The sequence below is a fragment of the Sphingomonas faeni genome (assembly GCF_024273235.1).
Lineage (GTDB): Bacteria > Pseudomonadota > Alphaproteobacteria > Sphingomonadales > Sphingomonadaceae > Sphingomonas > Sphingomonas faeni_A.
Window position 1 is genome coordinate 124492 of the sequence record NZ_JANBVH010000004.1, and the last position, 11553, is coordinate 136044.

At 65.8% G+C, this 11553-nt stretch carries 11 protein-coding genes and 1 riboswitch; of the genes, 7 read left to right on the forward strand and 4 right to left on the reverse strand.

All coding sequences use genetic code 11. From position 1 onward, the window contains the following. Positions 1-25 precede the first annotated feature (25 nt). Both NLI89_RS03280 and crtY read right to left on the reverse strand, forming a co-directional pair. Complete coding sequence (locus tag NLI89_RS03280) at positions 26-1504, reverse strand: phytoene desaturase (RefSeq protein WP_254685712.1); 1479 nt, start codon at positions 1502-1504, stop codon at positions 26-28. Further along, positions 1501-2664: a lycopene beta-cyclase CrtY gene (crtY, locus tag NLI89_RS03285; RefSeq protein ID WP_254685713.1), complete on the reverse strand. Its 1164-nt coding sequence runs from the start codon at positions 2662-2664 to the stop codon at positions 1501-1503. The genes NLI89_RS03280 and crtY overlap by 4 nt, the downstream gene beginning before the upstream one ends. Before the next feature lie 590 nt (positions 2665-3254). Between crtY and NLI89_RS03290 the strand changes: the two genes are divergently transcribed. Then, positions 3255-3827, forward strand: coding sequence for a GNAT family N-acetyltransferase (locus tag NLI89_RS03290; protein ID WP_254685714.1), 573 nt, complete (start codon positions 3255-3257; stop codon positions 3825-3827). On the opposite strand, the gene NLI89_RS03295 is transcribed toward NLI89_RS03290, so the two are convergent. Further along, complete coding sequence (locus NLI89_RS03295; RefSeq protein ID WP_254685715.1) at positions 3811-3999, reverse strand: hypothetical protein; 189 nt, start codon at positions 3997-3999, stop codon at positions 3811-3813. The genes NLI89_RS03290 and NLI89_RS03295 overlap by 17 nt on opposite strands. Positions 4000-4241: 242 nt before the next feature. Continuing rightward, complete coding sequence (locus tag NLI89_RS03300) at positions 4242-4964, reverse strand: tetratricopeptide repeat protein (protein WP_254685716.1); 723 nt, start codon at positions 4962-4964, stop codon at positions 4242-4244. 195 nt (positions 4965-5159) lie between these two features. On the opposite strand from NLI89_RS03300, the gene NLI89_RS03305 reads away from it, so the two are divergent. The 6 genes from NLI89_RS03305 (at position 5160) to NLI89_RS03330 (ending at position 11016) form a co-directional block, all read left to right on the forward strand. Further along, a complete protein-coding gene (locus NLI89_RS03305) occupies positions 5160-5978 on the forward strand; it encodes a sterol desaturase family protein (protein ID WP_254685717.1) in 819 nt (272 codons plus the stop codon). Further along, entirely contained in the window at positions 5899-6333 is a 435-nt protein-coding gene (locus tag NLI89_RS03310; RefSeq protein ID WP_254685718.1) for a DUF2141 domain-containing protein, read from the forward strand. Before NLI89_RS03305 ends, NLI89_RS03310 begins: the two co-directional genes overlap by 80 nt. Positions 6334-6402: 69 nt before the next feature. Then, complete coding sequence (locus tag NLI89_RS03315; protein ID WP_254685719.1) at positions 6403-7266, forward strand: MipA/OmpV family protein; 864 nt, start codon at positions 6403-6405, stop codon at positions 7264-7266. A 713-nt stretch (positions 7267-7979) separates the two neighbouring features. After that, complete coding sequence (locus tag NLI89_RS03320; RefSeq protein WP_254685720.1) at positions 7980-8999, forward strand: ferritin-like domain-containing protein; 1020 nt, start codon at positions 7980-7982, stop codon at positions 8997-8999. A gap of 49 nt (positions 9000-9048) precedes the next feature. Beyond that, on the forward strand, positions 9049-10059 hold the full coding sequence (locus NLI89_RS03325; RefSeq protein ID WP_254685721.1) for a ferritin-like domain-containing protein: 1011 nt from the start codon (positions 9049-9051) through the stop codon (positions 10057-10059). 78 nt (positions 10060-10137) lie between these two features. Next, entirely contained in the window at positions 10138-11016 is an 879-nt protein-coding gene (locus NLI89_RS03330) for an outer membrane protein (RefSeq protein ID WP_254685722.1), read from the forward strand. A gap of 394 nt (positions 11017-11410) precedes the next feature. Then, positions 11411-11521: riboswitch (TPP riboswitch) on the forward strand. Positions 11522-11553 lie beyond the last annotated feature (32 nt).

Here is an 11553-nt window from a genome sequence, read left to right on the forward strand (position 1 = left end):
CTCCGCGCCTCCGCGTGAACAAACCTTACTTCTCGCCCCCGAGCATCAACCGAGCCGTAGCCTTGGCACTCCCGACAACCCCCGGAATGCCCGCACCCGGATGCGTCCCAGCCCCCACGAAGTACAAATTCGGAATATGCTCGTCCCGATTGTGCACCCGGAAATACGCGCTCTGCGTCAACACCGGCTCCAGCGAGAACGCCGACCCAAGATGCGCATTCAAATCCTGCGCGAAATCCTTCGGCGCGTACGAGAACTTCGTCACGATCCGCTCGTGGATATCCGGGATCAACCGCCGCCCGATCTCGTCGAGGATGCGCTTCTCCAGGATCGGCGCGATCTCGTCCCAGTCGACCGGGAATTTTCCCATGTGCGGCACCGGCGCCAAGGCATAGAAGGTCGAATGCCCCTCCGGCGCCAGCGAAGGATCTGTCACCGTCGGGTGATGCAAATACAGCGAGAAATCCTCGCTCAGCACGCCGTGATCGTAAATGTCCTCGAGCAGCCCCTTATAGCGCGGCCCGAACAGGATCATGTGGTGCGGGATGCCCGGCCACGTGCCCTTGATCCCGAAATGCACCACGAACAGCGACGGTGAATATTTCTTCCGCTCGAGCGAGCCCGTCTTGCGCTTGGCACTACGCGAGGTCGCCAGCAGATCGCGATAGGTATGCATGATGTCGCTGTTCGCGGCCACCGCATCGGCCTGACCCGACCAGCCGCTCGCAGTCGTCACGCCCGTAGCACGGTCGCCGAGAGTCTCGATTGACGTCACCGGATCGTCGAGCCGCAGCACGCCGCCTAAGCGCTCGAACTGCGTCACCAGCGCCGCCACCAGCCGGTTGGTCCCGCCACGCGCGAACCACACCCCGCCGTCACGCTCCAGCTTGTGGATCAGCGCATAGATCGCGCTCGTCGTCATCGGATTGCCGCCGACCAGCAATGTGTGGAAGCTCAACGCTTCGCGCAATTTCTCCGACTTCACGAAGCTCGACACGATCGAATAGACCGACCGCCACGCCTGGTATTTCGCCAGCGCCGGCGCCGCCTTGATCATCGACCCGAAGTCGAGGAACGCGACATGCCCCAGCTTCTCATAGCCCTCGTGGAACACACCCGCCGAATATTGCAGGAACTTCTCGTATCCCGCCCAGTCGCCGGGATGCAGCTTCTCGATCTCGGCGCGCATCTGCACGTCGTCGTTGGTATAGTCGAAATTCGTCCCGTCGGGCCAGTTCAGCCGATAGAACGGCAGCACCGGATCGAGCGTCACGTCCTCGCTCATGTCGCGCCCGCTCAGCGCCCATAGTTCGCGCAGACAATCGGGATCGGTGATGACGGTCGGGCCCGCATCGAAGGTGAACCCGTCGCGTTCCCAGAAATACCCACGCCCACCCGGCTTGTCGCGGCTTTCGACGATCGTCGTCTGCACGCCCGCGGATTGCAGCCGGATCGCGAGCGCAAGGCCGCCAAATCCTGCGCCGATGACTATTGCGGTCTTCAAGAGCGTGCTCCGATAATGGCGCGAACGGCGCGCGAGATGGGGACTGGCGGCTTGCCGGTGAGGACTCGGGCCTTGTCGGTCATGGTCGACCGTCCGGCATAGAACCGCCCGATAAGTGCAGGCGACAGGCGGTAGAAGCGTTCGAGGATGCGGTAGCGTTCCTCCGGCTCGGCGGCGCGGAACAACATCGTGTCGAGCATCCGGTAGAAGCCGCGGCTTTGCCACGTCGCCCGCGCCATATCGTGCGTCGCGTCATGCAGTTTCGCGCCCGAGAAATCGCTGAGGTCGGCCAGCATCGCCGCGGTCCGCACCGCATCGGGCAGCGAATAGCCGGTCGTCGGGTGGAACATCCCCGCGCGCATGCCCGCCTTGGCGACATGCGCGCCGCCCGACCGCCAATACGCCTCGAAATCGCCGCCCATCGCAACCGGCAGCACGCCCGATTCCTCACGCTCGACACGCGCCACCGACCAGCCACGCCCGGCGACATAGTCATCGATCCGCGCGCCCAGCACGGGCACGTCCAGATCGGGCGTGTCGCTGTAATAGGTGTCCTCGACGAACATCCGGTCCGCGCTGAACGGCAGGCAATAGACGAACCGATACCCGTCGATCTGCAGAATGGTGGCATCCATCACCATCGGCCGCGGGCTTTCGTGCGGCACGTTCAATGCCAGTTCGCGCCCGAGAAACTTCTGCCACGCCAGATCGAGCAGCGACAGGTCGCCCGGGCCCCGCGCATCGATCACGCCGGTCGCCTCGATCCGGTCGCCATCCGCCAGCACCACCGCGGTCGCGCTCGCGCCCGATACCTTCCGCCCGAGCATCAGCGCGTGTGGCGGCAGCACGCGGCGCACCTCGCGGTCGAGCCGCTCGCTCTCGATCGAATAATAGGTCGCGTCGATCGTCCGTGCATGGTCCGGAAAGCGTACGTCGTAGCCCTGCCACGCATGCACCACGAGCGGCGCGACGATCCAGCGATCGCCTTGCGCCACGTCGCTGCCGAAGAACGACCAGAGATGATTGCCGCCGACCACCGGCGCGGCGTCGATCAGCCGAACGTCCAGCGCCGGATGCCTGGCCTTGAGCGCCAGCGCGATCATCCCGCCGGCCAAACCCGCGCCAACGATCGCGACGTCGCAGGAGATCGTCGATGCCATGCCTCCGACTAGCGCAAAGCGAGAGCCTCGAAAACAACCTTTGCAAAGCAATCACGCACTAAGACAACCTGCGTTGCCGGGACGCGCAGGGGGGGCGTACCGGGTTTCCTCCCCCGCCAGGGGGAGGTGGCAGGCGCTTGCCTGACGGAGGGGGAGGAAAGGGGAACCGAGGTGCCGCGTCCTCCCCCTCCGTCACCTGTGGTGCCACCTCCCCCTTGCGGGGGAGGATTCACGGATCGAGCATCGCAGCGTCTGCGCCGTGCAAAGGGAAAAGCCAAACCTGCTCCCCTCCCTGGAAGGGAGGGGAGAACCCGCCACGGCTACACCCCGCGGTAAGGAAGAGGAACCTGCCCCCCTCCCTGGAAGGGAGGGGCTGGGGGTGGGTCGGCGTCCGCATAGTCGAACGCGCGTGGCACAAGCCGGCCGACCCACCCCCGACCCCTCCCTTCCAGGGAGGGGCGAATGCCCGGCCACGATACCCCTCCCTTTTCGGCAAGGAGAACCCGGCAACGACTACGCCTCCCTCACCGGCAAAGTGAGCCCCCCCGCAACGGATATCCCTCCATCGCAATCGTCCCTAGACCCGGCAAATGCTCACGCCCGCATCCGCCCCCACGCTCACCACCGCCCGCCTGACCCTGACCGGCCACGCCGCCGCCGACCTCGAGGACTGCGCCGCGATGTGGACCGATCCGCGCGTCTACACGATGATCGGCGGCCAGCCCCGCGCCCGCGAGGACGTCTGGATCCGCCTGCTCCGCTCGATTGGGCAATGGACGCTGTTCGGCTATGGCAGCTGGATCGCGCGCGACACCGCGACCGGTCGCCTGATCGGCGAGCTCGGCCTGATCGAGGCGCGCCGCGCGATCGAGCCCGCAATCGATGCCGCGCCGGAAATCGGCTGGACCCTCACCGGCGCCGCGCAAGGCCAGGGCTATGCCTCCGAAGCGCTCGTCGCGATCCTCGCCTGGACCGACGCACGCATCCCCGCGACGACCTGCATCATAGATCCCGCCAACGCCCCCTCGATCCGCCTCGCCGAGCGCCTCGGCTACCGCCTGCGCACCACGGGCACCTACCGGGACGCGCCGATCCTGATCTTCGACCGCCGCGCGCCCGCAGTGGATCTCCCGGCGGATCCCGCTGCTATTGCTGCGCGGTGACGACCGGCGTCTGCACCGAAGCGATCGGCACCGGATCGCCCGCCCGGTCGTAGAACGCCATCAACACCAGCCCCAACGCCAAAATGGTCCCGGCGATCGCATACATCAGCCCCTTATGGTCCTTGCCGGTCTGTACGCCAGTATCCCCGCGCGCGGCGCCGTGGTTTGCCATGCATCACTCTCCGAGTTGGCAGGTCATCCTGCTCTGGAGGGGAGGCTATCATCTTTCCGCACCCTGCATAGAGCCTATCGCAACCCCAAGCGATTCTCGGGACAAGGGCGTCTCCGGAAGCGCGCCAAGCACCACGCCCCCTCCTCCAAGCCCCGCTCCTCCAAGCCCCGCCCCCTCCAAATCCGTCACCCCAGCGAAAGCTGGGGTATCCCACGATGCACGCATCCGCGTCCGCAATGCAGCTATCTGGTCGCCGTTGCCTTGACCAAGGCTTCGGCTGCGCGTTGCCCCGACAGCGCCTTGATCGTCAGCGCAGTCGGCATCGGACGGTAGCGACCTACGATCTCTCCGGCGCGCGCCTTATCGCCTGACGAAAGCTGCTCTTCGAAATTCTCGAGCCAGGCCGTCTGCTTGTCGTCGGGTTCCGAACGGGCAAGGAAAAGCCGGAAATACGCGGCCGTTTTCGCGGCGTCGGGTTTGACGCCCGCTGCACCATTGTACACCGAGGCGAGTGTCATCAGGCCGCCGGACCAGCCCTGTGCCGCGGACTTTTCCAGCCAGCCAAGCCCCTTGGGAACATCGCCATCCTGCGCATACAGGATCCCGACATCCTGTTGTGCCAGCGCATAGCCTGCATTCGCCGCAACGAGCTTGTACTGGAGGGCCAACGCGGCATTCGCCGTCACCAGGCCGGCGCCTTGCCCTGCATAATAACAGCCCAACTTATACGCGCCGAGCGGGTCGCCCAGTTCTGCCGCTCTACGGAAAGCGTCGAGTGCTTTTGCATGGTCTTCGCCGACACCGGAGCCCGTCTGATACGCCATGCCGAGATAGTATATCGCTTCCGCATTGCCGGATTTGGCTAACCTTTCGAGCGCGGGAATCAGTGTTGGGCTTTGCGCATTTCCGCAGCCCGCTACTGCCACGAGAATAGCGGCAGTCATCATCTTGATGATCGTTCGCATCCGGCCCCCCCGATTAAAATCCTAGCTTACCGGACTATTTGCCAGTCGCAACGTCCACGGTCCCAAAGGCACCCAGGTTGTCACCGCCATGGAGATTTCGTGCCCATGATCGCATCGGTGCTGACTGCCCACTAGCCTCGCGCCCACCCCCACAACCCCATTACCCAACACCCCAAAATCCCCTATAAGCGCCTCATGTGGCTCGCCATCCTCCTCTCCGCGCTGGCAATGACCGCGATCGTCGGGGTCCGCTATCTCATCGTCTCCGGCGCGTTCGCCGCCGCCACCCGCGCGCGTCATCCCGGGCTCTACCGCGGGCTGGATGCGCAGATGCGGCGCGAGATCTGGTGGAGCATCGCCTCCGCGGCGATCTACGGCGTACCCGCGGGGATCGTCGCCTGGGGCTGGCAGAATCGCGGCTGGACGCAGATCTACACCGACGTCCACGCTTATCCGCTCTGGTACCTGCCGGTGTCGGTGCTCGCCTTCCTGTTCGCGCACGACACCTGGTTCTACTGGACGCATCGCTGGATGCATCGGCCGAAACCCTTCAAGCTCGCGCATGCGGTGCATCACGCCAGCCGCCCGCCGACCGCGTGGGCGGCGATGGCGTTCCATCCGATCGAGGCGATCACCGGCGCTGTGATAATTCCGCTACTGGTCTTCCTGATTCCGATCCATGTCGGCGCACTGGGTCTGGTACTGACGATCATGACCGTTATGGGGGTAACCAATCACATGGGGTGGGAGGTTTTCCCCCGGTTCATGTGGCGGGGCGCACTGGGAGGCTGGCTGATCACGGCGAGCCATCATCAGCGCCATCACGAACAATACGGGTGCAACTATGGCCTTTATTTCCGCTTTTGGGATCGGCTCTGCGGCACCGACAAGGGACTCGGCGACTTCACCAAGTCGCATGCGAAAGCTGCCGCCCGTGTCGCGCCTGCCGTTGGCAGTGGCGGGCGCGCTGGCGTGGCTGACGCTGGCGGCAGCAGCCCCCGTCACGCGGCTTGACGTAGAGATCGACAATCTCCGCTCGGCAAAGGGCATGATCCGGATCTGCCTCACCGCGGATCCCGACAATTTTCCCGCCTGCGTCGACGATGCCAACGCGCTGACCCGGTCGCTGCCCGCCAGCGTCCGCACCACCAGTTTCCCGGGGTTGCCCCAGCGCGGCTATGCGCTCGCGGTGATCCACGACGAGAACAACAACGCGAAGCTCGACACGCTCGCCGGCATCCCGCGGGAGGGCTACGGCTTCTCGCGCAACGCCGCCGTCCGGTTCGGTCCGCCGCGCTTTTCGGCGGCCCGGTTCATGGTTGCCGGTGATGCCGAATTGCAACAGGTGAAAATGCGTTACATCTTCTGACCGATCCTAACGGACCGAAAACGGTTTCACCGCGTTGCGACGGGGAACCTTTCTGTCCGGAGCATTTCCTTGCGCGCACTCACTCTCTTAACGTCTGCCGCAATCGCGGTGCTCTCGATCGCTACCCCCGCGCTCGCCCAGACCGACCCCAACCCGTCGCCGACGGTCACGGACCCGCGCGACAACAACCGCATGACGGTCGCGCTCGGCGTGGTGTCGATGCCCGATTACGAAGGCGCGGACAGCAATTCCTTCACGCCCGCCGGTGCATTCGTCGGCACGGTGCGCGGCCATGACATCTTCCTCCGCGGCACGCAGCTCTATTTCAACCTGATCCCGAACACGGGCGAGGTCGGTATCAACTATGAAGTCGGCGTCATCGCCGGCGTCCGCCGCGACCGCACCGGCGATATCGACAACCGCCAGGTCCGCGCGCTCGGCAAGATCGACACCGCCTATGAACTCGGCGGCTATGTCGGCGTCGCCCGCACCGGCGTCATCACCAGCGACTATGACACGCTCACCGCGCGCGTCGCCTATGTCCATGACGTGTCGGGCACCTATGACAGCTACGTCATCACCCCGCAGGTGAACTACACCACGCCGCTGTCGGTCCGCACGCTCGTCTCGCTCGGCATCGCCGCGGACTATGCCGGCAAGGGCTTCGGTCGCACCTATGCGGCGGTGACGCCGATCGGCTCGCTCGCCAGCGGTTTGCGCACCTACGACGTCAACGACAGCGGCTTCCGCCGCGTCAACGCCTCGCTGTTCGTGGTGCAGAGCCTGTCCGGCGATCTCCGCCACGGCCTCGGCGTCGGCGCCGGCGTGCTCTACGGCCGCATGGTCGGCAAGTACAAGGACAGCCCGATCGTCGCCGACGTCGGCGACGCCGACCAGTGGCTCGGCGCGATAGGCCTGACCTACACTTTCTGAGTCAGGCCCGGCTGATCCTAGGCCGGCCTGATCTGATCTCGGGCAAACAAGAGCCAAACCCCCGGACCTCACGATCCTCCCCCGCAAGGGGGAGGTGGCTGGCCCTTGCCAGACGGAGGGGGAGGCAGCGCAAACGCCGGTTCCGTGTCCTCCCCCTCCGTCGCCTACGGCGCCACCTCCCCCTGGCGGGTGAGGATCGTAAGCCAGAGATCCAAAAGCCCCTCCCCTGAAGGGGCGGGGAGAAGCAGACCGCCAAGCCTCAACCGCCAGCGGCGTCCTGTCGACGCGGGCCAACGAAGCGCGAGAACTGCCGCGGCCAAAGCTTCCAAAGCTCCCGCAACGCCAGCCACCAAAGCTCCCGCAACGCCAGCCACCAAAGCTCCCGCAACGCCAGCCACCAAAGCTCCCGCAAAACTACCGCGACCCAATCTTCCGAACGCGCCCGCGAACCCGCCTCGGGCGCCCCCGCAAGACCGCCCCGCCGCCGCTCCACCAAACCCCCACCCCACCTGAAATTTATTTCACAACGTTGCCGTTAATGCTGCGTCCATTTCGCCATGGCGTCCGTTCCTCGCCTTGGACGGCAGGTTTCTGCCCGCAATAGAGCGCGTTACGAGTCGGCCCCTGGCGACAGGGTGTTACTCTCATCGGTCCGGATTGTTCGATTGTTTCAATAACTCCGACGTCTGCAACAACAAGGGGAGGACCCTGATATGACCGAGAGCGTGCACCTGATCGAAGCCCTCGATGCGCGAGTGGAACGGCGCAGCGAGCGGCGTGAGTTTTTCAAGAATGCGCTCGGCGCCGCTGCGATCACCGCGGCCGGTGCGACCGCATTGTCGATGTCCAGCGCCGCGGCGGCCCAGTCCGTCACCGACGCCGATGTCCTGAACTTCGCGCTCAACCTCGAATATCTCGAGGCGCAATTCTATTCCTACGCGGCCTATGGCACCGGGCTCGACAACAGCCTGCTTGGCGGCACTGGCCAGCAGGGTGCGGTCCGCGGCGGTCGCCAAGTAAATTTCACCGATCCGATCGTCTCGCAATACGCCCGTGAGATCGCCCAGGACGAGATCGCCCATGTCAGGTTCCTCCGCACCGCGCTCGGCACCGCCGCCGTCGCGCAGCCGGTGATCGACGTCAGCGTCTCGCCGACCAGCGCGTTCTCGCTCGCCGCCCAGGCCGCCGGGCTCGTCCCCGCCGGCACCGCGTTCGATCCCTATGCCTCCGACGAGGCGTTCCTGCTCGGCGCGTTCATCTTCGAGGACGTCGGCGTGACCGCGTACAAGGGCGCCGCCCCGCTGCTCACCAGCAAGGCGTATCTCGAGGCCGCTGCCGGCCTGCTCGCGGTCGAGGCGTATCACGCCGCGATCGTCCGCACGACGCTGTACGGCAAGGGCATCGCGACGCCGTCGCTGCGCACCTCCGCCGATGCCATCTCGCGCGCGCGCGACAGCCTCGACGGTGGTGGCGCCAACACGACGATCTTCGGTGCGAACGACATCGACCAGGGCATCTCGTCGTACAGCGCGACGCCGATCAACCTCGCCACCACGCAGGCCGCGGTGACCGTGTCGAACATCGTCCCGCTCGACACCAACGGCGTCGCCTACAGCCGTTCGCCAAGCCAGGTGCTCAACATCGTGTACCTCAACAGTGGTGCAGCCTCCGCAGGCGGGTTCTTCCCGGCCGGCATGAACGGCAACGTCAAGACGAGCACCGCAGCGGTCTGATCGCTCAGACCGACCGCGCGCCTTCTTCGATATTCAGGGGATTAACCCAATGACCGATCTCAATACCAAGCTCGAGATATTCGACGCGATCGCCGCCCGCCGTAACGAGCGCCGCGGTTTCCTCCGCTTCGCCGGCGGCTCGGCCCTCGCCATCGGTGGCGCAAGCCTGCTTGCGGCCTGCGGCAACGACGATGAGGATCTCGCACCCGCTCCCACGCCGACTCCGACCCCGGCCGCCGCCATCAACGATGCGGATATCCTCAACTACGCGCTCAACCTCGAATATCTCGAAGCGCAGTTCTATGCGTTCGCGGCATTCGGCGTCGGGCTGAACGCCAGCCTGCTCACCGGCACCGGTACGCAGGGCGCCGTCACCGGCGGCGCGCAGGTCCCGTTCCAGGATGCCGTCGTCCGCGAATATGCGCGCGAGATCGCGATCGACGAGGTCGCGCACGTCGCGTTCCTGCGGACCGCGCTCGGCACCGCCGCCGTCGCCCAGCCCGCGATCGACATCTCGGCCGGCACGGTCGCCGCGCCGGGTGCGTTCACGGCCGCAGCACGCGCCGCCGGCGTCGTCTCTGCATCGCAGGTGTTCAACCCCTATGCCGACGACAACAGCTTCCTGCTCGGCGCGTACATCTTCGAGGACGTCGGCGTCTCGGCCTACAAGGGCGCAGCGGCGCTGATCGCCAACAAGACCTATCTCGAGGCCGCCGCCGGCATCCTGGCGGCTGAGGCCTACCACGCCGGCCTGATCCGCACGATCCTGTACCGCAAGGGCCTGGATGCACCGTCGCTGCGCACCATCGCGGGCCAGATCAGCGACGCCCGCGACAGCCTCGACGGCAGCAGCGACATCGATCAGGGCATCACCGGTACCGATGCGACGATCTCGAACATCGTGCCGACCGATGCCAACGGCCTGGCCTATAGCCGGTCGATCGCACAGGTGCACAACATCGCCTATCTGACCAACACCGCACGGATCGGCGGGGGCTTCTTCCCCAACGGGACCAACAACCGCACCGACGCACTTCGGAGCAGCGGCGCCAACGCATGATCGCCGTCACGGACTGAAACAGAAACCTCGGATCGCGGCGCATTCAGGAGCGCCGCGATCCTTGTTTGGGGAATGACCATGAAACACTTCACGACGCTCACCATGCTCGCCGGTCTCGCCGCCGCGGGCATTTTTGCCGTTCCCGCCGCCGCGCAGGACATGACCACCGACCGCGACAGCAAGCCGTTCTCGGGTGTCTATATCGGCGCGGCCGGCGGTTACGACGTCCAGGGCAACGACGTCGGCTCGTCGATCCTGTTCGATCGCAACGGCGACGGCAATTTCAACGACAGCGTCAACACCATCACCGGCGCCAACGCCTTCTCGCCGGGCTTCTGCAACGGCTCCGCCCGCACCGCGGTGGTCGATTACGGCTGCCGCAACGACGATGACGGCTGGTCCTATTACGGCCGCGCCGGCTTCGACGTGCAGAGCGGCGCGTTCGTGGTCGGCCTTGTCGGCGAATTCGGCAAGTCCGACATCACCGACAGCGTCGCCGCCTTCTCGTCCACGCCCGCCAGCTACACGATGGCACGCAAGCTGAAGTGGGAAGGCTCGGTCCGTGCCCGTGTCGGCCTCGCCGCGCGCAACACGCTGTTCTACGCCACCGGCGGCGCCGGCTATGCCAAGATCGACAATCTGTTCTTCACCACCAACACCGCCAACGCGTTCGCGGCCACCGGCTCGAACAAGCGCTGGGGCTATGTCGGCGGCGGCGGCATCGAGCAGAAGCTGACCCGCAACATCTCGATCGGCATGGAATACACCTATCACCAGTACAAGGACGACGACGCCCGCGTTCTGGTCACCGCCGGCACCGCGCTCGCCGGCAGCCCGGTGCTGCTGGCGAACAACCCGTTCGTGCTCGCCCCTAACACCAGCGGCACCACCTTCCGCCGCAGCGACGACCAGTTCCGCTGGCACTCGCTCCGCGGCACGGTGTCGTTCCGGTTCTGAGGCGCAGGGCGGCCTGCACCAAGCTGGTGCAGGACTCGCCCAAGCCCGGCCAGCGCAGCACAGCACGCCACAAGGCGTAGCTTTGCTACGACTGACGGCGAGCGGAGTAAGGAAAAGGCCGTTGCCCCAAACCAGGGGCAGCGGCCTTTTCTCTAGTGCTCAATCCTCCCCCGCCAGGGGGAGGTGGCGCCGAAGGCGACGGAGGGGGAGGACCGCGCAACACCGGTGATCCCTTACCGCCCCCTCCGTCTGGCAAGCGCCAGCCACCTCCCCCTTGCGGGGGAGGATCGCAAGAAAGGGCTTCACCCGCACCGTTCACCCCCCAAGCCCGTTCGCCCTGAGCGAAGTCGAAGGGCAAGTTTCCCATTGCGCCCCACCCCAAGCCGCCTATGCTCACCCCACCCCGGGGGAGCGCTTTATCCGCGCTTGAGAGGAAGGCAGGAGCCTTCGACCCGCTGAACCTGATCCGGTTGATACCGGCGGAGGGAGGGAGCGGTCGCCACAGAACCGCAATCCTTGCTCCGACACCCGTAGGAG

Excerpts from the sequence above, each read along its gene's own strand:
- NLI89_RS03320 (WP_254685720.1), top strand. The coding sequence starts at position 7,980 with ATGACCGAGAGCGTGCACCTGATCGAAGCCCTCGATGCGCGAGTGGAA.
- NLI89_RS03330 (WP_254685722.1), top strand. The coding sequence starts at position 10,138 with ATGAAACACTTCACGACGCTCACCATGCTCGCCGGTCTCGCCGCCGCG.
- NLI89_RS03300 (WP_254685716.1), bottom strand. The coding sequence starts at position 4,964 with ATGCGAACGATCATCAAGATGATGACTGCCGCTATTCTCGTGGCAGTA.
- crtY (WP_254685713.1), bottom strand. The coding sequence starts at position 2,664 with ATGGCATCGACGATCTCCTGCGACGTCGCGATCGTTGGCGCGGGTTTG.
- NLI89_RS03325 (WP_254685721.1), top strand. The coding sequence starts at position 9,049 with ATGACCGATCTCAATACCAAGCTCGAGATATTCGACGCGATCGCCGCC.
- NLI89_RS03290 (WP_254685714.1), top strand. The coding sequence starts at position 3,255 with ATGCTCACGCCCGCATCCGCCCCCACGCTCACCACCGCCCGCCTGACC.
- NLI89_RS03295 (WP_254685715.1), bottom strand. The coding sequence starts at position 3,999 with ATGGCAAACCACGGCGCCGCGCGCGGGGATACTGGCGTACAGACCGGC.
- NLI89_RS03305 (WP_254685717.1), top strand. The coding sequence starts at position 5,160 with ATGTGGCTCGCCATCCTCCTCTCCGCGCTGGCAATGACCGCGATCGTC.